Annotated in this window: 22 protein-coding genes; 15 read left to right on the forward strand and 7 right to left on the reverse strand. The window is 73.1% G+C overall.

What is annotated here, in order from left to right:
• Positions 1-44: 44 nt before the first annotated feature.
• The 3 genes from F7Q99_RS15135 to F7Q99_RS15145 all read right to left on the reverse strand — a co-directional run bounded on the left by F7Q99_RS15135 (position 45) and on the right by F7Q99_RS15145 (position 3,999).
• Positions 45-1,340: a DUF5667 domain-containing protein gene (locus tag F7Q99_RS15135; protein ID WP_153461912.1), complete on the reverse strand. Its 1,296-nt coding sequence runs from the start codon at positions 1,338-1,340 to the stop codon at positions 45-47.
• 291 nt (positions 1,341-1,631) lie between these two features.
• Complete coding sequence (locus F7Q99_RS15140; protein WP_407697855.1) at positions 1,632-2,417, reverse strand: ECF subfamily RNA polymerase sigma factor, BldN family; 786 nt, start codon at positions 2,415-2,417, stop codon at positions 1,632-1,634.
• A 595-nt stretch (positions 2,418-3,012) separates the two neighbouring features.
• Positions 3,013-3,999: an HAD family hydrolase gene (locus F7Q99_RS15145; protein ID WP_153461914.1), complete on the reverse strand. Its 987-nt coding sequence runs from the start codon at positions 3,997-3,999 to the stop codon at positions 3,013-3,015.
• A 120-nt stretch (positions 4,000-4,119) separates the two neighbouring features.
• Between F7Q99_RS15145 and F7Q99_RS15150 the strand changes: the two genes are divergently transcribed.
• The 7 genes from F7Q99_RS15150 to hemB all read left to right on the forward strand — a co-directional run bounded on the left by F7Q99_RS15150 (position 4,120) and on the right by hemB (position 11,461).
• Positions 4,120-4,404, forward strand: coding sequence for a glutaredoxin family protein (locus F7Q99_RS15150; protein ID WP_326846681.1), 285 nt, complete (start codon positions 4,120-4,122; stop codon positions 4,402-4,404).
• 149 nt (positions 4,405-4,553) lie between these two features.
• Positions 4,554-5,300 carry a 3'-5' exonuclease gene (locus tag F7Q99_RS15155; RefSeq protein ID WP_153461916.1) on the forward strand — a complete coding sequence of 249 codons (747 nt, stop codon included), beginning with the start codon at positions 4,554-4,556 and terminating at the stop codon, positions 5,298-5,300.
• A 101-nt stretch (positions 5,301-5,401) separates the two neighbouring features.
• Positions 5,402-6,298 (forward strand): redox-sensing transcriptional repressor Rex, encoded by an 897-nt coding sequence (locus F7Q99_RS15160; RefSeq protein ID WP_326846682.1) that lies wholly within the window; start codon positions 5,402-5,404, stop codon positions 6,296-6,298.
• A 31-nt stretch (positions 6,299-6,329) separates the two neighbouring features.
• Positions 6,330-7,694, forward strand: coding sequence for a glutamyl-tRNA reductase (locus F7Q99_RS15165; RefSeq protein ID WP_326846683.1), 1,365 nt, complete (start codon positions 6,330-6,332; stop codon positions 7,692-7,694).
• A gap of 41 nt (positions 7,695-7,735) precedes the next feature.
• Positions 7,736-8,746 carry a hydroxymethylbilane synthase gene (gene hemC, locus F7Q99_RS15170; protein ID WP_153461920.1) on the forward strand — a complete coding sequence of 337 codons (1,011 nt, stop codon included), beginning with the start codon at positions 7,736-7,738 and terminating at the stop codon, positions 8,744-8,746.
• Entirely contained in the window at positions 8,743-10,410 is a 1,668-nt protein-coding gene (locus F7Q99_RS15175) for a bifunctional uroporphyrinogen-III C-methyltransferase/uroporphyrinogen-III synthase (RefSeq protein ID WP_230210225.1), read from the forward strand. Before hemC ends, F7Q99_RS15175 begins: the two co-directional genes overlap by 4 nt.
• Before the next feature lie 70 nt (positions 10,411-10,480).
• On the forward strand, positions 10,481-11,461 hold the full coding sequence (hemB, locus tag F7Q99_RS15180; RefSeq protein ID WP_326846684.1) for a porphobilinogen synthase: 981 nt from the start codon (positions 10,481-10,483) through the stop codon (positions 11,459-11,461).
• Positions 11,462-11,546: 85 nt separating this feature from the next.
• Here hemB and F7Q99_RS15185 read toward each other — a convergent pair whose 3' ends face one another.
• From F7Q99_RS15185 to F7Q99_RS15195, 3 genes are all read right to left on the reverse strand, one after another.
• Complete coding sequence (locus tag F7Q99_RS15185; protein ID WP_230210226.1) at positions 11,547-12,809, reverse strand: S53 family peptidase; 1,263 nt, start codon at positions 12,807-12,809, stop codon at positions 11,547-11,549.
• A 307-nt stretch (positions 12,810-13,116) separates the two neighbouring features.
• The gene (locus F7Q99_RS43145) at positions 13,117-13,545 is read right to left on the reverse strand and encodes a chaplin family protein (RefSeq protein WP_153461922.1); all 429 of its coding nucleotides are present in this window, start codon (positions 13,543-13,545) and stop codon (positions 13,117-13,119) included.
• 373 nt (positions 13,546-13,918) lie between these two features.
• Positions 13,919-14,155, reverse strand: coding sequence for a chaplin (locus F7Q99_RS15195; RefSeq protein WP_153461925.1), 237 nt, complete (start codon positions 14,153-14,155; stop codon positions 13,919-13,921).
• Between the two features lie 236 nt (positions 14,156-14,391).
• Here F7Q99_RS15195 and F7Q99_RS43150 point away from each other — a divergent pair, with 236 nt between their 5' ends.
• The 4 genes from F7Q99_RS43150 (at position 14,392) to F7Q99_RS15215 (ending at position 18,610) form a co-directional block, all read left to right on the forward strand.
• Positions 14,392-14,613 (forward strand): chaplin family protein, encoded by a 222-nt coding sequence (locus F7Q99_RS43150; protein ID WP_153461927.1) that lies wholly within the window; start codon positions 14,392-14,394, stop codon positions 14,611-14,613.
• A 282-nt stretch (positions 14,614-14,895) separates the two neighbouring features.
• Positions 14,896-16,572, forward strand: a complete 1,677-nt coding sequence (locus F7Q99_RS15205; protein ID WP_326846685.1) for an RICIN domain-containing protein — start codon at positions 14,896-14,898, stop codon at positions 16,570-16,572.
• Positions 16,573-16,757: 185 nt separating this feature from the next.
• Positions 16,758-18,050 carry a glycosyltransferase family protein gene (locus tag F7Q99_RS15210; RefSeq protein ID WP_153461930.1) on the forward strand — a complete coding sequence of 431 codons (1,293 nt, stop codon included), beginning with the start codon at positions 16,758-16,760 and terminating at the stop codon, positions 18,048-18,050.
• 71 nt (positions 18,051-18,121) lie between these two features.
• Positions 18,122-18,610 carry a MarR family winged helix-turn-helix transcriptional regulator gene (locus F7Q99_RS15215; RefSeq protein ID WP_153461932.1) on the forward strand — a complete coding sequence of 163 codons (489 nt, stop codon included), beginning with the start codon at positions 18,122-18,124 and terminating at the stop codon, positions 18,608-18,610.
• Positions 18,611-18,635: 25 nt separating this feature from the next.
• Here the strand turns inward: F7Q99_RS15215 and F7Q99_RS15220 are convergent, their stop codons facing one another.
• Positions 18,636-19,124 (reverse strand): hypothetical protein, encoded by a 489-nt coding sequence (locus F7Q99_RS15220; RefSeq protein WP_063348869.1) that lies wholly within the window; start codon positions 19,122-19,124, stop codon positions 18,636-18,638.
• Between the two features lie 450 nt (positions 19,125-19,574).
• On the opposite strand from F7Q99_RS15220, the gene hemL reads away from it, so the two are divergent.
• The 4 genes from hemL (at position 19,575) to F7Q99_RS15240 (ending at position 23,144) form a co-directional block, all read left to right on the forward strand.
• Positions 19,575-20,903, forward strand: a complete 1,329-nt coding sequence (gene hemL / locus F7Q99_RS15225) for a glutamate-1-semialdehyde 2,1-aminomutase (RefSeq protein WP_153461934.1) — start codon at positions 19,575-19,577, stop codon at positions 20,901-20,903.
• Between the two features lie 66 nt (positions 20,904-20,969).
• Positions 20,970-21,617 carry a histidine phosphatase family protein gene (locus F7Q99_RS15230; protein ID WP_153466212.1) on the forward strand — a complete coding sequence of 216 codons (648 nt, stop codon included), beginning with the start codon at positions 20,970-20,972 and terminating at the stop codon, positions 21,615-21,617.
• A gap of 142 nt (positions 21,618-21,759) precedes the next feature.
• The gene (locus tag F7Q99_RS15235; RefSeq protein WP_230210227.1) at positions 21,760-22,374 is read left to right on the forward strand and encodes a TlpA family protein disulfide reductase; all 615 of its coding nucleotides are present in this window, start codon (positions 21,760-21,762) and stop codon (positions 22,372-22,374) included.
• The gene (locus F7Q99_RS15240) at positions 22,371-23,144 is read left to right on the forward strand and encodes a cytochrome c biogenesis CcdA family protein (RefSeq protein WP_326846686.1); all 774 of its coding nucleotides are present in this window, start codon (positions 22,371-22,373) and stop codon (positions 23,142-23,144) included. The genes F7Q99_RS15235 and F7Q99_RS15240 overlap by 4 nt, the downstream gene beginning before the upstream one ends.

Here is a 23,144-nt window from a genome sequence, read left to right on the forward strand (position 1 = left end):
GGAGATCCGCCGGGCCCTCGCTCGTGTCCCCGTCCGTGCCTCCGTCAGCCGCCTAGGACCCGCAGCCCGGGCAGCAGGCCCGGGACCAGCGGGGCCACGTCCACGCCCGGCTGCTGGCCGCCGGAGGCGGGGCTGGGCGAGACGGACGGCTGCGGCGCCTGCCCGGGCGCCGGGTCGGCGCTCGGCGAGGGCTGCTTGGCGCCCGGGAGCCCGTTGGTGAGGTTGCCCACCAGCCCGTTGACCGCGCCGGGGGCGTTCCCGGGCAGGGTGCTCGGCAGGCCGCCGGTGTTGGCGCCGCTGCCGCCCGGCGTGATCGCCCCGGAGCCGGCCGGTACGCGCTCGGTGCCGCCGGGGCGGCTGCCGCCCGTGGCGCCCGTGCCGCCGCCCTGCGCCGGTAGGGTGCCCGGCGCGGCGCTCCCCGCCGGGCTGTCGGCGGGGGTGCCGCCGCCAGCCCGGCCGGGCGTGTCGCCGTTCGTCCCGGTGCCGGCCGGTCCACCGCTGACAGCGGGGGCCTGGACCAGGCGCAGGGGCGCGACGTCCTCGCTTATGTCGTCGAAGAGCTGGTTCACCAGGTGGGCCTGCTGGGTGAGCTGGACCGGCAGCCTGTCCTGCAGCTCGGTCCAGCGGCCGTCCTGGTCCTGCGCGAAGCCGGCCAGGGTGCGCATCGGGTCGAGCGAGCCGTTGCTGCGGTAGACCGAGCGCAGCAGCTCGCGGCCCTTGATGGCATCGGCGTGCATGTCGTCCAGCGCGCGACGGACCTGCTCGACGGTTCCCGGGCTGAGCGCGCCGCCACCGTCGGTGCGGCCGACCAGGGTCCTCGCCTCGCCGAGCCGGGTGGAGGCGTTGTCGAGCAGCAGCTCACCGCGCTCGGAGTCCGAGCCCGCGAGGTCGATCCGGAGCCCTTCGAGGCCGCGCTTCATGCCGTACAGCGTGTCCCCGGGAAGGGCGTGGGTGCTGGCGGTCGCGGCGCCCGCGAGACTGCCGACGGCGAGCCCGGCGACCAGTCCGCCGATCGCGAAGCGGCGGCTCCAGCGGCCGCGCGGCGCGGTCCGGATCGCCCGGTGCCGGCGCTGGCGGGGCACCGTGGCACCCGGTCCGCCGGCGAAGGCCTGCTCGAACGCGGCCATCAGCTGGGCGCGTTGGACGGTCCGGACCTCCCGGTCCAGCGCCGGGCCGGGCAGTGCGCCCAGCGCGCCCGCCAGGCCGACCAGTTCGGCCATCGCGGCCGAACCCTGGCCAGTGGCAGCGGTGTTGGCCGTGCCGCCTTGCTCTGTCCGGTGGGCCTCCAGCACCTCGGCGAAGGCCTTCGCCCGCCGGTGCTCCAGCACGTTTGCCGTCACGGGCCACACCTCCCTTCGTCGTTGTCGACACCCCGGCCTGCCGGACGGTTGCCTCGGCGGGCCAAAGCCACTCCATCGGGTGACAGGTCGCAATTCGGCTTGACCGTACGCCTGATGGCGGCTTGCACGCTGGCCAACGAGCGGTGCGGGCGGTCGGTTACGCACGGCCGATCACCGGACCGGCCGTTCACCCGGACGTGTCGGCCCGCCGCCGACGGTGACGGGCGGTCGGCTCCGGCCCGGCCGGGTATCTCCGGGTCGGAGCCCCGGGAGCCCTCGCTCACGCCGCCCTCATCGCGCGTCGGGCGGCAGCAGCCGGGCCAGGGTGCGGACCGCGCGGTACTGCAGCGTCTTGATGGCGCCCTCGTTCTTGCCCATGATCCGCGCGGTCTCGGCCACCGAGAGCCCCTGCAGGAAGCGGAGGGTGACGCACTCCTGCTGCTGCGGGTTGAGCCGTTGCACCGCGTCCAGCAGAGCCGCGTTGGAGAGCGACTCCAGCACCGACTCCTCCGGGCTGCGCTCGCACTCGTTGGAGTCGAGCATCTCGCCGGTGGTGACCTCCAGCCGGAAGCGGCTGGACTTGAAGTGGTCGGCGACCAGGTTGCGGGCGATGGTCACCAGCCAGGCGCCGAAGTCCCGGCCCTGCCAGGTGAAGGTGCCGATCCGGCGCAGTGCGCGCAGGAACGTCTCGCTGGTGAGGTCCTCGGCGGTGGCCCGGCTGCCGACCCGGTAGTAGATGTACCGGTAGACGGTGTCCGCGTAGTGGTCGTAGAGCCGGCCGAAGGCCTCGCTCTCGCCGGCCTGGGCCTGCTCGACCAGCTCCATGATCGGGTTGTGCTCGGTCTCGTAGCCGGGGCTGGGCGCGGTGCGGGCCCGGCTGCGTCCGACGCCGGTGGTACCGGTGCGGCTGCGGGAGCCCGTGCTCGTGCCGGTGCCGGCCGAGCCGGCCGCGGTGGTGCGCAGCGCGAGTCCGGGGGCCGGTACGTGCCCGAACGACGCGCCGGCCGGGACGAGTTGGGGCGAGGCGGCGAGCTGGCTGCGGAGCAGGCTGCGCAACAGGTCCAGGCCGGTGGAGATCTGCCGGGCGGTGACCGGCCGACCGCGCAGGCCGGTGCGGGAGCGCAGGGGCGCGGACGACGGGCGGGAGGGTGCAGGCACGTCGTTCCGGACGGGTGGGTACACGGGACTCCCAGAGGCAGAACTGTGGACGGATCACCTCCGCCTGCGCGGAGAGCACGCCTCCGCTGCCCGTTCGAGAAAGGCGTGCGGGCGACGTGCATCCAGGAGAGAATAACGCTTTGTGCAATGACAGCTACACCGTGTGGTCGAAGTGGTCGGTTGGGATCCATTTCGCGCGCATATTCGGCCGAGACTGACTGATCGTGTCATCGTTCATCCGGCCCAACGTGATCGAACAGGCGCGCAGGGTGACCAATTCGGCGGTCCGGCGGGCGGTTTCCCAGTCATGGTGCTCGGTAATCGCCGACTTTCCCGGCCTGGCGAACGATCGGAACCGGTCACCGGGTGGCAGTTTCGTGCAGCGGGGCCGGACGGCCGTACGGCGAGAGGCAGTTCGCCCGTACGAGCGGCCAGGTCAGAGGCCGTGTTGACGGCTGGTCACTCGTGAAGGGGAGTGCCGCGCGCGGGGGTTCGGCGCGCGAGAGCCGCGGCGTCAGGCGCAGCGGCGGCGCCGGTTCAGGGCGACGCCGGCCGCCGTCGCGCCGGCGAGCACACCGAGCGCCGCCGCGGCCGGCAGCCCGACCCGGGCCGCCTTCCGACCGGTCCGGAAGTCCCGCACCCGCCAGCCCTGCGCGCGGGCGTGCCGGCGCAGCGCGCCGTCCGGGTTCACCACGTACGGGTGGCCGACCAGCGAGAGCATCGGGATGTCGTTGGCCGAGTCGCTGTAGGCGGCGCAGCGGTCGAGGTCCAGCCGTTCCCGCCGGGCCAGCGCCCGCACCGCCGCCGCCTTGGCGGGGCCGTGCAGCAGCTCGCCGACGAGCCGTCCGGTGTAGTGCCCGTCCTGTGCCTCGGCGACGGTGCCGAGCGCGCCGGTCATGCCGAGCGCCCGGGCGATCACCCGGGCCACCTCCAGCGGGGCGGCGGTGACCAGCCAGACCCGCTGGCCGGCGTCCAGGTGCATCTGGACGAGGGCGCGGGTGCCGGGCCAGATCTTGTCGGCGACGACGTCCTCGAAGACCTCCTCGCAGAGCGCCTCCAGGTCGGCGGTCCGCTTGCCGGCGACCAGGCCGAGCGCGGTGTGCTGGGCGTCCGAGATGTGGTCCGGGTCCTCGGCGCCGTGCAGCCGGAACCACGTCTGCTGCCAGGCGAAGCGGGCGATGTCGCGGCGGGTGAGGAAGCCGTGCCGGTAGAGGCCGACGCCGAGGTAGAAGATCGCGGCGCCTCGCAGGATGGTGTTGTCGCAGTCGAAGAAGGCGGCGGCGTGCTGGTCGCCCGGTTCGGGGGTGTGGTTCCCGGCGGGCGCCTTGGGAGCCTTGCCGGGTTTGCCGGGCGGGGGTGCCGGGGCCTCCGCGGGGGCGGTGTCCGGGCCGGGCTCGGCGCGCAGCGCGGCCTCCGCCGCCTCGGCCGCGGCCTCGCCGGCCAGGGCGGTCCGCTCGGTGGTGGGTCGCCTTGCCTGGGTGAGCCTTCGGAGCACGGCCATGCCACCGAGCATATCCAGCCGGGCGCGGAGCGCCCGTGACGACGGCGTGCCCGCGCGGTGAACACCGGACGGATCCGGGGCTGCGGCGGGACGGGTGTGAAAGGGGCGCACAATGGCCGGGTGAGCCCACTGCTGCGACGTGACAAGAGCCCGAAGCCCGCGCCGGCGGACCGCACCGTGACCCTGGTCGGCAAGCCGGGCTGCCACCTGTGCGACGACGCCCGCGAGGTGATCGTCCGGGTGACCGGCGAGCTGGGCGCGACCTTCGAGGAGAAGGACATCACCCGGGACGAGGAGCTGTACCGCCGCTACTGGGAGCAGATCCCGGTGACCCTGATCGACGGCCGCCAGCACGACTTCTGGCGGGTCGACGAGGGTCGCCTGCGCGCCGCGCTGGGCGCCTGAGCCCCCGGTCGACCCCCGCCGACCGGCGGGGGCGGTACGCCGAATCGTTGCGAAAGACACTCCGGTTCGGCGTGGGAACGGGCGTGTCCGGCGGCTTACCATCGAACCCGTTTGCGCCCATGGGGGGCTGAGCACGCGAGGAGTGCCGCATGCTTCCCGGCCCCACCCCTGGGACGCCCCCAGCCCCCGAGGGGTCCCGGGGCTTCGCCGTGGTGGACGTGGAGGCGACCGGCCGCAGCCCCTGGCGGCACCGGGTGGTCGAGATCGCCGTGGTGCAGCTGGACGAGGAACTGCGCCCGGAGGCGGAGTTCGCGACCCTGCTCGACCCGCTGGGCCCGGTCGGGCCGACGCACGTCCACCGGATAAGCCAGGCGGACGTCGAGGGCGCCCCGCGCTTCCGGGAGATCGCGCCGCGGCTGCTGGAGCTGCTGACCGGCCGGGTGCTGGTGGGGCACCACGTCAGCTGCGACCACGCGTTCCTGGAGCGCGAGTTCGCCCGGATCGGGGTGCCGCTGCCGCCCGTCCCGGTGCTGTGCACGATGCGGCTGGCCCGCGAGCACCTGCCGCAGGCCCGCAGCCACGGCCTGGCGGCCTGCGTGGAGGCGGCCGGGCTCGGCTGGTACCCGGCGCACACCGCGCTGGGCGACGCCCGGGTGACCGCCGAGCTGCTGCGCCACTGTCTGAGCGCCCCGTCCTGCCCGCCGGACGACTGGGCGGTCCTGCTGCGCGACGCGGCCCGGGTGCCGTGGCCGCGGCTGGGCCGGGCCCGCTCCCGGCCGTCCGGGGCGCCCGTCCCGCTGCTGCGCCGGGAGACGCCGCACGGCCCCTGGCTGCCGGGGGTTCCCGCCCCGGCCTTTGTGCTGACGGAGCGCGGTGCTATGGGGTCGACGGCGTGATGCGTATCACTGTGCGGGGACAAATCGGACACCATCTTTGTGCACACGTTCACAAACGCATAGCCTGGCTGCCAAAGCCCAGCTTCACCCACAGGAGCACCGTGGCAATCGGCCGATCACCACAGAGCAGTTCGCAGACGCCCGACCAGGGCGCCGCGCGCCGACCCTCGCGTGCCCGGGGCATCCCGGAGGCGACCGTCGCGCGCCTGCCCCTCTACCTGCGGGCCCTCACCGCGCTCTCCGAGCGCTCGGTGCCGACCGTCTCCTCCGAGGAACTGGCCGCCGCGGCCGGCGTGAACTCGGCCAAGCTGCGCAAGGACTTCTCCTACCTCGGCTCCTACGGCACCCGCGGTGTCGGCTACGACGTCGAGTACCTCGTCTACCAGATCTCCCGCGAACTCGGCCTGACCCAGGACTGGCCGGTCGTCATCGTCGGCATCGGCAACCTCGGCCACGCCCTCGCCAACTACGGCGGCTTCGCCTCCCGCGGCTTCCGGGTGGCCGCCCTGCTGGACGCCGACCCGAACGTCGTCGGCACCAGCGCGGCCGGCCTGCCCGTGCGTCACATGGACGAGCTGGAGTCGATCGTCGAGAGCCAGCACGTGTCGATCGGCGTCATCACCACCCCGCCCGGCGCCGCCCAGCAGGTCTGCGACCGGCTGGTCGAGGCCGGCGTCACCAGCATCCTCAACTTCGCCCCGACCGTCCTGACCGTCCCGGACGGCGTGGACGTGCGCAAGGTGGACCTCTCCATCGAGCTGCAGATCCTCGCCTTCCACGAGCAGCGCAAGGCCGGCGAGGAGCCCGACCACACCGAGTCGGTGCTCGACCGCGCCCCGGGCCCGGTCCGGGCGGCAGCCGCCAAGCTGCGCCGCGCGGCCGGCGGCAGCGGCAAGGCCCGCGCCGCCGAGGCCGCGGCCAAGGACCAGGCCGAGCAGGCCAAGGGCAAGACCGCCAAGGGCGGCGAGGGCGATCTCTCCGCGGTGATGCCCGCATGAAGACCGAGAATCGTGGCACTTGGGGGCGGGCGTGAGTCTTCTCGTCGTAGGACTGAGCCATCGCACGGCCCCGGTCGGCGTGCTGGAGCGCGCCGCGCTGACCGGTGACGTCCCGACCCGGCTGCTGCACGACGCGGCGGCCGCCGCGACCGTCGCCGAGGCCGCGCTGCTCAACACCTGCAACCGGATCGAGCTGTACGCGGACGTCGACAAGTTCCACGCCGGCGTCGCCGAGCTGTCGCTGCTGCTGGCCCACCACAGCGGGGTGGACCTGGAGGAGCTGACCTCCCACCTGTACGTCCACTACGAGGACCGCGCCGTCCACCACCTCTTCTCGGTGGCCTGCGGCCTGGACTCGATGGTGGTCGGCGAGGGCCAGATCCTCGGCCAGCTGCGCGACGCGCTGGCCAAGGCCCAGGAGGAGCACACCGCCGGGCGCGGCCTGAACGAGCTGTTCCAGCAGGCGCTGCGGGTCGGCAAGCGGGCGCACAGCGAGACCGGCATCGACAAGGCCGGCCAGTCGCTGGTGACCTTCGGCCTGGAGCAGGTCGCGGCCGGGGCCGGCGACATCGCGGGCAAGCGGGCCCTGGTGGTCGGCGCCGGCTCGATGAGCTCGCTGGCCGCCGCCACCCTGATCCGCTCCGGCGTCACCGACCTGATGGTCGCCAATCGGACTCCCGCGCGCGCCGAGCGTCTGGTCGAGATCCTCGGACCCGACGTGGCCCGCACCCTCGACCTGGCCAAGGTGCCGGAGGCGCTGGCCGACGTCGACCTGGTGATCTCCTGCACCGGCGCGGCCGGCGTGGTGATCCGGGCCGAGGACGTGGCCGCCGCCGTCGCCTCCCGCAGCGAGGCTCAGCGGCTCCGCCGCGGGGCTCCCCAGCCGCTCGCGCTGCTCGACCTCGCCATGCCGCGCGACGTCGACCACACCGTGCACGAGCTGCCCGGCGCCCTGCTGGTCGACCTGGAGAGCCTCTCCCACGCGCACGCCGCCACCCCCGGGGCCGGGGACGTGGACGCGGTCACCCGGATCGTCGCCGACGAGGTCAGCGCCTTCGGCGCCGCCCAGCGGGCCGCCCGGATCGCGCCGACCGTCGTCGCGCTGCGGGCGATGGCCTCCGACGTGGTCGCCGCCGAACTCGGCCGGCTGGACTCCCGGCTGCCCGACCTCGACGAGCGCTCCCGCGCCGAGATCACCCAGACCGTCCGCCGCGTCGTCGACAAGCTGCTGCACGCGCCGACCGTGCGGGTGAAGCAGCTCGCCGCCGAGCCCGGCGGCGCCTCCTACGCGGACGCGCTGCGCGAGCTGTTCGACCTCGACCCGGCGGCCGTGCACGCCGTGTCGGGCACGCCCGTCGGCGGCCCGCCCCAGCCCTCGGGCGGGGGCACCAGATGAACCGTCAGCCATCCCACGAGTACCACCGGGACGATCACCCCATGAATGGTCAACCGATCACGGAGCAGGCTCCGGCCGCCGCCCCCGCCCTGCGGCTCGGCACCCGGCGCAGCGCGCTCGCCATGGCCCAGTCGGGCATGGTCGCCCGAGAGGTGACCAGGCTCACCGGGCGCGCCGTCGAGCTGGTCGAGATCACCACCTACGGCGACACCTCCCGCGAGGCGCTGGCCCAGATCGGCGGCACCGGCGTGTTCGTCTCCGCGTTGCGGGACGCGCTGCTGGAGGGCCGGATCGACTTCGCCGTGCACTCGCTGAAGGACCTGCCGACCGCCGCCCCCGAGGGCCTGGTGCTGGCCGCCATCCCCCAGCGCGAGGACGTCCGGGACGCCCTGGTCGCCCGCGAGGGCCTGAACCTGGACGAGCTGGTGGAGAAGCTGGCCGGCGCCGGGCGCACCGCCCGCGTCGGCACCGGCTCGCCGCGCCGGATGGCCCAGCTGAACGCCTGGGCCCTCGCCCGCGGCGCCGCCCTGGAGACCGTCGCGATCCGCGGCAACGTGGACACCCGGATCGGCTACGTGACCGGCGGCGAGCTGGACGCCGTCGTGCTGGCCACGGCCGGCCTGAACCGGCTCGGCCGCAGCACCGAGATCTCCCAGCACCTCGACCCCGAGCTGATGATCCCGGCCCCCGGCCAGGGCGCACTCGCGATCGAGTGCACCGCCGGCAACACGGAGCTCACCGCCGCACTCGCCGCCCTCGACCACGCCCCCACAAGGGTCGCCGTGGCCGCGGAGCGCGCGCTGCTGGCCGCCCTGGAGGCCGGCTGCTCGGCGCCGGTGGCCGGCCTGGCCACCTGGGGCGACCCGTCCCAACTGCGGCTGGAGGGCGTGGTCGGTACCCCCGACGGCGCCACCCTGCTGAAGATGTCCGCCAACGGTCCGATCGTCCTCGACGAGACCGCCGAGCAGCAGGCGACGGCCCTCGGCCGCGCGCTGGCCGCCCGGCTGCTCGACGCGGGCGCGGCCGCCCTGATGGGGGAGCGAGCCCGATGAGCCCCACCGCCGCCACCGACACCCCGTTCCCGGGCGACAGCCCCTTCCCGGGCGGGCCGGCCGCCGCCGGCCGGTGCACCTTCCTGGGCGCGGGCCCCGGGGACCCGGGGCTGCTGACCCTGCGCGCGGTCGAGGTGCTGTCCTCGGCCGACGTCCTGGTCGCCGACCCGCTGACCGCCGCCGCCGTGCGCAGCCACTGTCCGGCCGGCGTGCAGGTGCACTCCCCGGCCGCCGAGGGCACCGACTTCGACCTGGCCAAGCTGGTCGCCGAGGCGGTGCGGGCCGGCAAGCACGTGGTCCGGACCGTCGACGGCGACCCGGGCCTGGACGGCTGCGCCGCCGAGGAGATGCTCCGCTGCGCGGGCGGCGGGATCCCCTTCGAGGTGATCCCGGGCGTCGCGCAGTCGGTCGGCGTGCCGGCGTACGCGGGCGTCCCGCTGCGCGGCGCGGCCGGTACCGACGTGCGCTTCGTCGACGGCGCCGCGCTGCTGGCCGGCAGCCCGGTCGACCTGGGCGCGCCGGAGACCACCCTGGTGGTCCGCACGACCCTGGGCCAGCTGCCGGCCACCGCCAACGCGCTGGTGTCGGGCGGCCGCAAGCCGGAGTCGGCGCTGAGCGCGACGCTCTCCGGCACCACCACCCGCCAGCGCACCTTCACCGCCACCCTGGCCACCATCGCGGCCGACCTGAAGGCGGCCCGGGTGCTGCCCTCGCCGGTCTCCGCCCCGGTGGACCCGGCCACCTCGGTGATAGCCGTGGTGGGCGAGCAGGTCGTCCACCGCTCCTCGCACTCGTGGTTCGAGACCAAGCCGCTGTTCGGCTGGAACGTGCTGGTCCCGCGGACCAAGGAGCAGGCCACCGGCCTGTCCGAGCAGCTGCGCTCGTACGGCGCGGTGCCGCAGGAGGTGCCGACCATCGCGGTCGAGCCGCCGCGCACCCCGCAGCAGATGGAACGCGCCATCAAGGGCCTGGTCACCGGCCGCTACGAGTGGATCGCCTTCACCTCGGTGAACGCCGTCCGCGCCGTCCGGGAGAAGTTCGAGGAGTACGGCCTGGACGCCCGCGCGTTCGCCGGGATCAAGGTCGCGGCGGTCGGCGAGACCACCGCGCAGGCCCTGGTGGACTTCGGCGTGAAGCCGGACCTGGTGCCCTCCGGCGAGCAGTCCGCGGCCGGGCTGCTGGAGGACTGGCCGCCGTACGACCCGGTGTTCGACCCGATCGACCGGGTGCTGCTGCCGCGCGCCGACATCGCCACCGAGACCCTGGTGGCCGGCCTGGTCGAGCTGGGCTGGGAGGTCGACGACGTGACGGCGTACCGGACGGTGCGCGCCTCGCCGCCGCCGGCCGAGACCCGCGAGGCGATCAAGGGCGGCGGCTTCGACGCGGTGCTCTTCACCTCGTCCTCGACCGTGCGCAACCTGGTCGGCATCGCCGGCAAGCCGCACAACGTCACGGTCATCGCCTGCATCGGCCCGGCCACCGCCAAGACCGCCGAGGAGCACGGCCTGCGGGTCGACGTGATGGCCCCGGCCCCGTCGGCGGCGGCGCTGGCCCAGGCGCTGGCAGACTTCGGGGCCAAGCGCCGTGACGCCGCGACGGCCGCCGGTGAGCCGGTCTACCGGCCCAGCGAGCGCCGTCCGGGCTCGCGCCGCAAGGCCCGCTGAGGCCCACCCGAGAACCGGGGGCGGCGATCAGTCGCCCCCGGCGCTGGACAACCGTTCGGAGAGAGAAGCCGTGTCCGCTGAATTCCCGTACGTCCGCCCCCGCCGGCTGCGCCAGAGTCCGGCGATGCGCCGCCTGGTCGCCGAGACCCGGCTGCACCCGGCGGAGCTGATCCTGCCGCTGTTCGTCCGCGAGGGCGTCAGCGAGCCGGTTCCGGTGACCTCGATGCCGGGCGTGGTCCAGCACACCCGGGACACCCTCCGTAAGGCCGTGGTGGAGGCGGCCGAGGCGGGCCTGGGCGGGGTCATGCTGTTCGGCGTGCCGGCGAAGCAGGACGCCGTCGGCAGCGAGGGCACCAACCCGGACGGCATCCTCCAGCAGGCGATCCGGGACGTCGTCGCCGAGGTCGGCGACGCGCTGGTGGTCATGTCGGACCTCTGCCTGGACGAGTACACCGACCACGGCCACTGCGGCGTGCTGGCCGCGGACGGCAGCGTGGACAACGACGCCACCCTGGAGCGGTACGCCGAGATGGCCCGGGTGCAGGCGGACGCCGGCGTCCACCTGGTCGGCCCGTCCGGGATGATGGACGGCCAGATCGCGGTGATCCGCCGGGCGCTGGACGAGGCCGGGCACCAGGACGTGGGCATCCTCGCCTACACCGCCAAGTACGCCTCGGCGTTCTACGGCCCGTTCCGCGAGGCGGTCGGCTCCTCGCTGAAGGGCGACCGCAAGACCTACCAGCAGGACCCGGCGAACGCCCGCGAGTCGCTGCGCGAGCTCCAGCAGGACGTGGCCGAGGGCGCGGACCTGGTGATGGTGAAGCCGGCCATGGCGTACCTGGACGTCCTGCGCCAGGTCGCCGACGCCTCGCCGGTGCCGGTCGCCGCGTACCAGGTGTCCGGGGAGTACGCGATGGTCGAGGCCGCGGCGGCGAACGGCTGGATCGACCGGGAGCGGATGATCATGGAGACGCTCACCTCGATCCGCCGGGCCGGGGCCGAGCAGATCCTCACCTACTGGGCGGCCGAGGCCGCCGCGCTGCTCAAGTAGCGGCACGCGTACGTGAGGCCGGGTTCCCGCGCGGGAACCCGGCCTCACGTGTTCGGCCGGCGTCAGCCGGCGCCGGTCCGGCCGCTCACGACCTGAAGGCGGTCAGTCCGTTGGGGGTGCCCAGGCCGGTCGGTCCGTCGTAGCCGGAGCGGGCCATGCACAGGTAGAACGGCCAGCAGAGGCCGTCGGCTCCGCTGGTGACGTCGTACAGGGCACCGGTGTGCTGGTACGGGTACTTCGCCGGGTAGTCGCCCGCGCCCGGGGTGCCGGCGACGGCGTAGACGGAGGCGATGATCGGCGACGAGACGCTGGTGCCGCCGTAGACGACCCAGCCGTTGCCGCCGTAGGTCTGGTAGACGGCGACACCGGTGTTCGGGTCGGCGACCGCCGCGACGTCGGCGATGGTGCGCTTGGAGCAGCCGGTGTCGGTCTGCCAGCTGGGCTTGGCGTCGTAGGCGGAGCAGCCGGAGCCGGTGCCGGAGACGCCGATGAAGGATCCCCAGACGGTCTCGCCCCAGCCGCGGGCGCTGGAGTTGCGGGTCAGCGTGGTGCCGCCGACGGAGGTGATGTACTGGGAGCCCGCCGGGTACTGGGCGCCGTAGCCGGAGTCTCCCGAGGAGGCGGTGATCGCCACGCCGGGGTGGTTGAAGTAGAGGTTGTCCGAGGTGGAGTCGGAGGGGTCCTCGGGGCCGCCGTAGCTGTTGGAGATGTACTTCGCGCCCTGGGCGACGGCCTGGTTGACCGCGGCGCCCAGGTCCTCCATGGTCGCCGAGTTGGCCTCGACCAGCAGGATGTGGGCGTTCGGGGCGATGGCGGAGACCATGTCGACGTCGAGGGAGATCTCGCCCGCCCAGCCGGCGTCGGGGGTCGGGTAGCTGGTGCCGCCGTTCTGGTCGATCTTCCGGAAGCAGCCGTTGGCGGTGGTGCACGCGGGCAGGCCGAACTGCGCCCGGTAGACGGCCAGGTCGGCCTCGGCATTGGGGTCGTCGAAGGCGTCGATGACGGCGATGGTCTGCCCGGCGCCGCCGCCCGCCGGCAGGTTGTAGGCGCTGCGGAGGTCGTTCGGCCCGTAGCCGGAGGGGTTCGCGTTCGGTGAGACCGGGTTGAGGGAGAACACGGACGGCTGGGTCACGTCGGTGCGCATCAGGGCGTAGCAGGCCAGCTGGTGACGGGTGGTCGGCTTCGTGCAGACCTGCTTGACGGCCGCGCCGTCCCTGGTGGTCGTGGCGCTGGCGTGGGCCGGTGCCGCGGTGGCGAGGCCGGCGGCCACCACGGCGCCGACCGCGAACGCCGCGGTCGTGGAGCGGAGTCTGCGACGCCGCAGTGCGGAGCGGATGGGGGTATGCAACTGACGGCCTCCCAGGCGAGGGTCGGGGTCCTGGCACGCGGGCAGGCCTGCACGGGCTGCCCGTTGACGTACCGGCCCGCGGAGTTGGAGGGGAACGCGCGCGTGCGGACGGAGGCGCGGCGAAGCCTCAGATTATCAGCACTCTTAGTAATGACTCATCAACCGAACGTAGCGAGTCGCGCCCGCGGGGCATCACGTGCGTCGACCGTGCGTCAGGAGGCGCGCGTCAGTTGCGTGACGGCACGCCGAACTGCCCCCGACCGACTGGACGGGGGCAGTTCGACCGGAACGCGTTGCGGATCGGGGATCAGCAGTTCGCCGAGGGGGCGTCCATGGTGGCGCAGCCGAACATCGGGTTCAGGGCGCCGATGGCGTTGACGGAGTTGCCGCACAGGGTGACCGGGACGTTGAGCGGCGCCTGGACCTGGTTGCCGGCGAGCGCGCCGGTGGAGTTGGTGGTGATGGCGTCGGCACCCGAGGTGTTCGCGACGGTGGAGTTCGCCGAGCTCGGGCAGGCGTTGCCGGCCGGGGTCAGGGCGCCGATCACGTTGACGAAGTTGCCGCACAGCAGGACCGGGACGTTGAGCGGCGCCTGGACCTGGTTGCCGGCGAGCGCACCGCTGGCGCCGCTGGAGAGGGCGTTGGCACCCGAGGCGGCGGTGGCGGAGCCGGCCGCGCCGACGACCAGGCCGGCGGCGACCACGGACAGGGCGGCGGCCTTCTTGAAGTTGCGCATGTCTTTCCTCTGTTTTCTGCCCGACGGAAGGGAATTGTCGGGGAGCCGGGCGAGGACGAATTCTCACCCGGGGGCTTCTGGGGATGCCGTGATTGTCACTCCGGCGGAGCACACCGACGTGTCACGCCCATGGCTCGGGCGTTTCCGCGGCCGCCGCGTTTCCAGCGCCTCGCGAACAATTCCCGCACGGTCGGAAAGGGTTCGGTCGAAGGCGTGACCGGGAGGAATTCCGGAGCTCCTGCGCTCGCTGACGGAACGCGGGCGGCACCCGGAATCGCGGATCTCCCGGAAGTTCGTCGGGCCGTCGGCGCTGGGCCGCGCGGCCGTTGTGGACAGGTCCGGCGTTCGGACGGTGGTGACCGAACGCCGGGGTTCAGCAGATCGAGGCCGGGTTCAGCAGGCCGACGGCGTTCACGGTGCTGTCGCAGACGACGGTCGGCGCGTGCCCCGGGACCTGCGCCGACGCGCCCGAGCCGACTCCGGACGAGTCGACGCCGAGGCCGTCGGCGGACGTGCTGTGCAGGTGGTTGGCGGACGCGACGCCGGCGCCGGCGGCCAGCAGAGCGGCGGTGGCCGCGGTGCCGAGGACGCCGTGGGCGAGCTTGCGCATGTGCGGTACTCGATTCGTGAGGTTGGATCGTGTTCCGTCAGAGAGAACGAGGCAGGGCCCCGGGGGAAACGGTCGGCTTCGGTGATCACTCGAATGCCTGTCACCGAACCATTGCGCCAGTCGGGTGACAGCGGGAGTGCCGTCGCAACCTCGCCGGAAGGGCTTCGTTGGAGATGTCGCACTCCCCGTGCAGCTCTGTCGAATAGTCAGTCGAATAGTGCAGGAGGCTCCAGGAAATGAGCATCAAGAAGTCGGCCGCCGTCGGTGTCGCCGTGGTGGGCATGGTGGCCGCCGCTACCGGTACCGCGATGGCCACCGCTGGTGCCGAGGCCGTCAACGGGGCCGCGTCGGGCGCCGTCGCCGGCAACCAGGTCCAGATTCCGGTGGACGCGCCGGCCCTCGTCTGCGGCAACACCGTGAACGTCATCGGCATGCTGACCCCGGCGTCGCTCTGCTGAATTAGGCGTTCGGCAGCCACTGTCTCGACGCGGGCTGAGCCCGCGCCCGGTTCGGCCGGTGCGAGCCGCCGCCCCGCGCTTCCCTCCTGGAGCGCGGGGCGGCGGCTGTCGTGTGTCGGGCGCTGCTGTCCAGCGTGCTGCCGGACGTCAACTTCCGGTGTTGTCACGGGCCTTGTTGCACTACTTGTCAGTACCTAGAATGTGAGACCTGCTCACCTTTCTTGCTCCGCGCCGCTCGGCGCTCCCGGCCGGGCGGCCCCCACCCCCCGCAAGGAGTCGCGTGTGATCAGGTCACGACTGTCAGCGGTGCGGCGATCCCGGACGGTGGCGCGCCGCTCTCCGCTCGGCGCGCTGCTCGCCACCGGCGCCCTCGTCGCCACCCTCGGCCTGGCCGGTGCCCCCGCAGCCCTCGCCGACACCGGCCCCGCAGCCGGCGGCGCCCGCCCGGCCGCGATCGTCGCCCTCGGCGACAGCGCCATCTCCGGCGAGGGCGCCGGCACCGACACCGGCGACGGCTACTTCCCGGAGACCGACAGCCCCACCAACTACTGCCACCGGCACCCGAAGTCGGAGATCTTCGTCACCGACATCCCCGGGGTCACCCCGATCGACCTCGCCTGCTCCGGCGCCCAGACCGGCGACCTGGTCAGCGACCCGGAGCTCGCCAGGATCACCGGCTCCGGCAGCGGCGACTACGGCGAGCCCAAGCAGGACGTCAAACTCGCCGACGTGGCGAGCAGGTACGACGTCAAGCTGGTCGTCGTCACGATCGGCGCCAACGACGACTTCGACTTCAGCGGGATCATGATGCACTGCCTCGGGCAGTACTTCCCGATCCCGAAGAGCCAGGGCTGCCGGGACACCATCGGCAGCGCCGACATCGCCCAGCGCGCCAAGCGCGTCCAGCCCAAGGTCGTCGCCGCGCTGCAGAACGTCCGGCAGACCATGCGCAAAGCCGGGTACGCGGACTCCTCGTACCAGCTGGTCTACCAGTCGTACTTCAACCCGATCACCCCGGACATCCGGCGCAACGACTACTTCGGCAAGATCGCCGACGGCTGCCCGGCCTTCCCCGAGGACCTCGCCTGGGGCCACAACTGGGTGGTGCCGACGTTCAGTGACGCGCTGCGTGCCGCGGCCGAGAAGGTGCCGGGCGTCCGGTACCTGGACCAGCGGCGGGTCTCCTTCGGGCACGAGGTCTGCGCCGAGTGGACCAGCTCCCCGTACGAGTACAGCAACGGAGACGTCATCAACCTCTCCGAGTGGGTGCGCAACGGCTGCGACTCGCAGATCGGCATCCCCGGCCTGTGCATGAACATGGTCCGCCAGTCGTACCACCTGCGGGTGGCCGGCTACCGCGGTGAGGGCGTCTGCCTCGGCCAGTTCTTCGCCCGGCCCGACCAGCAGCAGGCCTACTGCACCCTCAACCAGCAGAACACCACGTCTATCCAGCCGCTCACCCCCGGGCAGCCGTTCAACGACCTTCCGGAGGACGGCGCCTGGTACCAGCTCACCAACGCGGCCACCGGCAACGCGCTCGACCTCGCCGGCGGCGGCACCTACGGCGACTCCACCAACGGACGGGCCGCCGTCGGCTATCCGGCCACCGGCGGGCTCAACCAGTCGTTCGTCCTGGAGGCCAAGGCGGGCGGCAGCTACGAGCTCGACTTCAGCGGCAACCGGAACATGTGCCTGGACGCCAACGCCGCCTCCACCGCCTCCGGCACCCGGATCCAGCAGTGGGGCTGCAACGGCGGCGGCAACCAGCACTGGGTGTTCAAGCCGGCCGGCGGCGGCCGCTACACGGTGGCCGACTCGCAGGACCCGAGCAAGGTGCTCACCGCCGGCGGCAGCCTCGACGCGCAGGGCAACCCGCTCGTCGTGCTCGCCACCGACTCCGGCGCCGCCAACCAGCTCTGGCAGCTGACCAAGCTCGGCATCGTCTACCTCCACGGCTGAGCCCGTCCGTGCGGCCGGTCCGCCGTCGCCCCGCGCGGCCGGCGGCGGACCCTGCCGTCGTGGTGCGCGCCCGAGGGTTGCGACCCCGCCGCCCGGGCTCGCGTGGGTCGGTGTCGTAGGCTCACACGATGCCGCCGCGTTCGCCGGCGCGCGGACCACGAGGCGGGCGGGGAGAGCCAGAGCAGATGAGCACGGCATCGAGTACCGAGTCGTCCAACGCCGAACCCGGCGCTCCGGCGCCGGCCGGCCGCCGACCCGCGGGGGAGCGCGCCGGGGCGGAGCGGACCACGGCCCCGGGCCGGTTCGGCGCCCTGGTGGACCGCTTCGCGCCCGCGCTCGGAGCGTACGCGGTGGTCAAGGCCACCGGTCTGACCGTCTTCATGATGCTGCTGACGCACACCGGGGACTACCTGAGGAAGGACCCGGGCCGCGGCGGCGGCGCCCAGCCGTGGGACGTGCTCGGCACCTGGGACGGCATCTGGTACCAGCGGATCGCCGAGAACGGCTACGACCCGCAGCTGATCCCGCTTCACGGCTTCCCGCTGGCCAGCTACTACGAGAACTCGGCCGCCTTCTTCCCGCTCTACCCCTGGCTGATGCGACTGGTCGGCACGGTCACCGGACTCGGACCGTACGGCTCCGGCATCGTGGTGTCGGTGCTCGCCTCGTTCGTCGCGGCGGCCGGCATCTTCGCGGTCGCCGAGCGGCTCGGCGGCTGGCGGGCGGGCGTGGTCGCCGCGGTGATCTGGGGCCTGTTCCCGGGCTCCGGCGTCGAGTGGGCGGTCTACTCGGACTCCCTGTTCGTCGCGCTGTCCGCGTGGGCCTGCTACTGCGTGATGACCCGCCGTTGGGTGGTGGCGGGGCTGCTGACCCTGGCTGCCGGGCTCAACCGCCCGACCGCCGCCGCCCTGATCGCCGCCGTCTCGCTCGCGGCGCTGGTGGCGCTCATCCGGCGCACCGACGGCGTCGTCCGCCCGCTGACCGCGATGCTGATCACGCCGTGGGGCCTGATCTGGTACGTCGCCTGGGTCGGCTACCGGATGGGGGACTGGGGCGGCTACTTCAAGCTCCAGCGCGGCGCCTGGAACCGCTACTTCGACGGGGGCGCCTCGACCTTCCGCACGATCCTGGACGTGGTCACCGGCCACTGGAACTTCTGGCAGTCCAACCCGGCCCCCGACCTGATCGCGATCGCGCTGCTGATCGCCCTGCCCGGCCTGCTGGTGCTGCTGCTGCGGCTGCGGCCGCCGCTGGTCCTGGTGATCTACACGCTGCTGACCATCTTCACCGCGCTGAGCAGCAACCAGATCTTCGACAACATCTCGCGCTACCTGCTGCCGGCCTTCCCGCTCTGCATCGGCCTGGCGGTCGTGCTGCGCCGGGTGCGGTTCTCCTCGCTGGTCGGGCTGTTCGCGATGCCGGCCGTCGCGGCGGGCTGGTACGCCGGGTACGCGCTGTTCGAGCTGGGTATCCCGTAGACCCGGAGACCCGGTGTTGGTTGGCAACGGGATCATCCCGCACGAGACGGGCCGTTGCTAACCTCGGACGTATGACGACGACCCGGCCCGTGCGCCAGATCCGCGACATCTCCGGCCTGCTGGACCACGCGAGCCACGTGCTGGCGACCCGGATGGCGGCGGCCTTCGCCGAGCTCGCGATCACGCCCCGCGCGTACTGCGTGCTGTACCACGCGCAGGAGGCCGAACGCACCCAGATCCAGCTGGCCGAGCTGGCCGACCTGGACAAGACGACCATGGTGGTCACCGTCGACGAGCTGGAGAAGGCAGGCCTGGCCGAGCGCCGCCCGTCCGCCACCGACCGCCGGGCCCGGATCATCTCGGTCACCGAGGCCGGCGGACGCGTCGTCGAGCAGGGCACCGAGATCGCCGACCGGGTGCACCGCGAGGTGCTGGAGGCGCTGCCGGAGCCGGAGCGCGCGGTGTTCCTGTCCGCGCTGGCGCGGCTGGTGGAGGGTCATCTGGCGGAGCCGGTCGAGAGCGAGCGGACGGTCCGGCGCGCGCGCCGCGCCCGCGGATGAACCCCCGAACCGGCGGCTCTCCCCGCTACGGCCAGACCAGGCAGTACAGCTGGTGCCCCGCCTCGTGCAGCCGGTTGGCGAAGTCCTGCCACTCGTGGAGCATGCTGTAGATCACGAAGGCGTCGCGCGGACCACGGCGGTCGGGGACGGTGGACCAGATGAAGGCGGCCGCGCCGAGCTCGGTCTCGTCGGCCTTGCGCAGCGGTTCGACCACGTTCTGCGGGAGCTGGACGACGGCGTAGTCGGGGTGCAGCACGACGAGTTCCAGCGGCGGGACCTGGTGCAGCGGGACGCCCTGGATGCCGGTGAGGACCATGGCGCTCATGGTCTCCGGCTTGATCTTGGTGGAGAGGTGGCCGTTGGGGGAGCCGCTGGTCTCCATCAGGTCGCCGAGGCGCCCCAGCGAGCCGAGCTCGCCGGCGTCCAGGCCGAGTCCGCCGGGTCCGAGGGCGGTGGGGACTCTGGCGGCGGTCGCGCGGTCCGGTGCACCGAAGTACTTGTACGTCACCCCCACGTGTCCCTCACCCCGCCTCTCGCCGCCGCGGCGACCACGACCCGTCCCCGCTCCCGTACCCCCGCGTGCGGCCTCGGCGGGCCTGCGGGAGCCCCCCGCGGCCTCGTCGTAGCCGTCCTGCGCCTCGGACACTCGGACCATCCTCACCGGAATTCGCCGGAATCGACAGACCCCCGCACGCCCGGCGTCCGTCCGGACGTGCTCCTTACCCGTCATGCGCCGCCCTACCCACTCGCGGGCCCTACCCACTCGCGGAAGACAGCAGTCCTCTCCACACCCCTGCACACATCCGGAGCGCCTGCGCACTCTGGGTGCACAGTCTGACTGGTCCGTGCTCGGGAGCAGTCAGCGGCCCCTTCTGCACGGACAACCGTACAGACAACGGCACCCGGATCATCGTTCCAGATGATCGGGTCCGACATGCAGAGGTCAAGGACACGATTTGAGACCATGTCTCCCGTGAGCTATCCCTACGAAGCCCCCCAGTCCCAGTCGCTGTTCGACCGCGCCTCGGTCGTGACGCCCGGCGGCGTGAACTCCCCGGTGCGCGCCTTCCGCGCGGTCGGCGGCACGCCGCGCTTCATGGTGTCCGGCGCCGGTCCCTACCTCACCGACGCCGACGGCCGCGAGTACGTCGACCTGGTGTGCTCGTGGGGTCCGATGATCCTCGGCCACGCGCACCCCGCGGTGATCGACGCCGTGCAGCAGGCGGTCGCCCGCGGCACGTCCTTCGGCACGCCCGGCCAGGGTGAGGTCGAGCTGGCCGAGGAGATCGTCGGCCGGGTCGCCCCGGTCGAGCAGGTCCGCCTGGTCTCCTCCGGCACCGAGGCCACCATGTCGGCGATCCGGCTGGCCCGCGGCTTCACCGGCCGGGCGAAGGTCGTGAAGTTCGCCGGCTGCTACCACGGTCATGTGGACGCTCTGCTGGCCGCCGCCGGTTCCGGTGTGGCGACCTTCGGTCTGCCGGACACCCCGGGCGTCACCGGCGCCCAGGCCGGCGACACCATCGTGCTGCCGTACAACGACCTCGCCGCGGTCGAGCAGGCCTTCGCCGCGCACCCGGGCGAGATCGCCTGCGTGATCACCGAGGCCTCGCCCGGCAACATGGGCGTCGTCCCGCCGCTGCCCGGCTTCAACGGCGGCCTGGCCCGGCTCTGCCGCGAGAACGGCGCGCTGTTCATCTCGGACGAGGTGATGACCGGCTTCCGCGTCTCCAAGGCCGGCTGGTACGGCCTGGAGGCGGCCCACGAGGGCTGGGCGCCGGACCTGCTGACCTTCGGCAAGGTCATGGGCGGCGGCTTCCCGGCCGCGGCCTTCGGCGGCCGCGCCGACGTGATGGCGCACCTGGCCCCGGCCGGCCCGGTGTACCAGGCGGGCACCCTGTCCGGGAACCCGATCGCCACCGCGGCGGGCCTGGCCCAGCTGCGCGGCTGCACCGACGAGGCGTACGCGACGGTGGACCGGGTCGCCGCGGAGGTCTCCGGCCTGGTGTCGCAGGCGCTCACCAAGGAGGGCGTGGCGCACCGGCTGCAGACCGCCGGGAACATGTTCTCGGTGTTCTTCACCGAGGCCGCGGTCACCAACTACGACGAGGCGAGGACCCAGGAGGCGTACCGTTTCACCGCCTTCTTCCACGCGATGCTGGCCGAGGGCGTCTACCTGCCGCCGTCCGCCTTCGAGTCCTGGTTCGTCTCGGCGGCCCACGACGAGCGGGCGATCGAGCGGATTGCGGCCGCCCTGCCGGGCGCCGCGCGAGCGGCCGCCGCGGCCACGGCCTAGTCCACCCATCCCAGCCCCAGGAGTAACCGAGAAGTGAGCACCAAGGAGATCACCGTCGTCCACCTGATGCGGCACGGTGAGGTGCACAACCCGGACGGCGTCCTGTACGGCCGCCTGCCGGGCTACCGCCTGTCCGAGCTCGGCCGGCAGATGGCCGAGCGGGTCGCCGAGGACCTGGCCGGCCGGGACATCACCCACGTGGTGGCGTCCCCGCTGGAGCGGGCCCAGGAGACCGCCGAGCCGATCGCCGAGGCGCACGGCCTGGACGTCGCGGTGGACGGGCGGCTGATCGAGGCGGACAACATCTTCCAGGGCAAGACCTTCGGCGTCGGCGACGGCTCGCTGAAGAACCCGGGCTACTGGAAGTACCTCACCAACCCGTTCAAGCCGTCCTGGGGCGAGCCCTACCTCGACCAGGTGGTGCGGATGATGGGCGCGCTCGGCGCCGCCCGCGACGCCGCGCGCGGGCACGAGGCGGTCTGCGTCAGCCACCAGCTGCCGATCTGGATCGTCCGCTCGTTCGTCGAGCGCCGCCGGCTCTGGCACGACCCGCGCCGCCGGCAGTGCTCGCTGGCCTCGCTGACCAGCTTCACCTTCGAGGGAGACAAGATCGTCTCGGTCGGCTACCGCGAGCCGGCCCGCGACCTGCTGCCCGCGCACCTCGTCGGCAAGGGCGGCAAGGACAAGCCGGTGGGGAAGAGCTTCGGCGCGTAACGCCGCTAAGCGGTGCGTAAGTATGGGGCCGGACGGCCCGGTGAACGCCGGGCCGTCCGGCCCCGTCGCAGGTCAGAGGGGGTGCGACGCGCAATGCCGGACCCCCCCGAACCTGCCCGGAACTCCATGCGAAACTTTTCACATGTCTGCCATGGCGCGCCCCCGTCCCCGTGTCGCCGCAGCCGCCGCCACCGCCGCCGCCGCTGCGATCGTCCTCACCGGCTGTTCGTCGTCGGGCTCGTCGGGCAGCGGTGACGGCCAGCTCGGATTCGTCGCCGTCAAGAACACCAACATGTCGACGGCGGAGCTCGGCAAGCGCCAGGACGCCCCGGACATCTCCGGGGAGACCCTGGAGGGCAGCCAGGTGAAGCTCTCGGACTACCGGGGCAAGGTCGTCGTGCTGAACGTCTGGGGCTCCTGGTGCGGGCCGTGCCGGGGCGAGGCGAAGGACCTGCAGGCCGTCTCGGAGAAGTACAGGGACCAGGGGGTCCAGTTCCTCGGCGTCAACACCAGGGACACCGAGAAGGCCAACGCCGTCCGCTTCGAGCAGGAGAAGGGCGTCACCTTCCCGAGCATCTTCGACCCGGCCGGGACCCAGCTGCTCAAGTTCCCCAAGGGCAGCCTGAACCCGCAGTCGATCCCGACCACCCTGATCATCGACCGGGACGGGAAGATCGCCGCCCGCGCCGTCGGCGGCACGGTCGAGGACGCCCTGGAGTCGATCCTCCAGCCGGTGGTCGCGGAGCCGAAGCAGTGAGTCTGCCCCTGCAACTCGCCGACACCACCTCGACCGTGCAGAGCGGCGCGCTGCTGGTCGCCGCGCCGGTCGCGCTCGCGGCCGGGCTCGCGTCGTTCTTCTCGCCGTGCGTGCTGCCGCTGGTGCCGGGTTACCTGTCCTACGTGACGGGCTTCTCCGCCGCCGACCTCGCCGACGCCCGCGGCTCGCGGCGCGGCCGGATGCTGCTCGGGGTGCTGCTGTTCGTCCTCGGCTTCACCGCGGTCTTCGTCTCCACCGGCGCGCTGTTCGGCTACTTCGGCCAGGAGTTGCAGGGCTACAAGCGGACCATCGACATCGTGCTGGGCGGGCTCACCATCGTCATGGGCCTGGCCTTCATGGGCCTCGTCCCGGGGCTGAGCATGCGCGAGGTCCGCTCCCACCGCCGCCCGGCCGTCGGCCTGCTGGGCGCGCCGGTGCTGGGCGTCGTGTTCGGCGTCGGCTGGACGCCCTGCATGGGCCCGACCCTGACCGCCGTGCAGAACCTCGCCCTCAACCAGGCCGACGCCCAGCGTGGCGCGCTGCTGACCACCTTCTACTGCCTGGGCCTCGGCGTACCGTTCATCCTGGCCGCCGTCGCCTTCCGCCGCGCGCTCGGCGCCTTCGGGTGGGTCAAGCGGCACTACCCGCTCGTCATGCGGATCGGCGGCGGCATGCTCGTCGCGGTCGGTCTGCTGCTCGTCACCGGAGTCTGGGACTCGATGATGAGCCAGCTGCAGTTCTGGACCGCCGACTTCCGGATCGGAATCTGA

Source organism: Streptomyces kaniharaensis (genome assembly GCF_009569385.1).
GTDB lineage: Bacteria > Actinomycetota > Actinomycetes > Streptomycetales > Streptomycetaceae > Kitasatospora > Kitasatospora kaniharaensis.

Bases quoted from the DNA above. Each gene is read 5' to 3' on its own strand.
- F7Q99_RS15235 (WP_230210227.1), top strand. From the start codon at position 21,760: ATGTCTGCCATGGCGCGCCCCCGTCCCCGTGTCGCCGCAGCCGCCGCC.
- F7Q99_RS15145 (WP_153461914.1), bottom strand. From the start codon at position 3,999: ATGGCCGTGCTCCGAAGGCTCACCCAGGCAAGGCGACCCACCACCGAG.
- F7Q99_RS15210 (WP_153461930.1), top strand. From the start codon at position 16,758: ATGAGCACGGCATCGAGTACCGAGTCGTCCAACGCCGAACCCGGCGCT.
- F7Q99_RS15175 (WP_230210225.1), top strand. From the start codon at position 8,743: ATGAGCCCCACCGCCGCCACCGACACCCCGTTCCCGGGCGACAGCCCC.
- hemC (WP_153461920.1), top strand. From the start codon at position 7,736: ATGAATGGTCAACCGATCACGGAGCAGGCTCCGGCCGCCGCCCCCGCC.
- F7Q99_RS15155 (WP_153461916.1), top strand. From the start codon at position 4,554: ATGCTTCCCGGCCCCACCCCTGGGACGCCCCCAGCCCCCGAGGGGTCC.
- F7Q99_RS43150 (WP_153461927.1), top strand. From the start codon at position 14,392: ATGAGCATCAAGAAGTCGGCCGCCGTCGGTGTCGCCGTGGTGGGCATG.
- hemL (WP_153461934.1), top strand. From the start codon at position 19,575: ATGTCTCCCGTGAGCTATCCCTACGAAGCCCCCCAGTCCCAGTCGCTG.
- F7Q99_RS15195 (WP_153461925.1), bottom strand. From the start codon at position 14,155: ATGCGCAAGCTCGCCCACGGCGTCCTCGGCACCGCGGCCACCGCCGCT.
- F7Q99_RS43145 (WP_153461922.1), bottom strand. From the start codon at position 13,545: ATGCGCAACTTCAAGAAGGCCGCCGCCCTGTCCGTGGTCGCCGCCGGC.
- F7Q99_RS15230 (WP_153466212.1), top strand. From the start codon at position 20,970: ATGCGGCACGGTGAGGTGCACAACCCGGACGGCGTCCTGTACGGCCGC.
- F7Q99_RS15215 (WP_153461932.1), top strand. From the start codon at position 18,122: ATGACGACGACCCGGCCCGTGCGCCAGATCCGCGACATCTCCGGCCTG.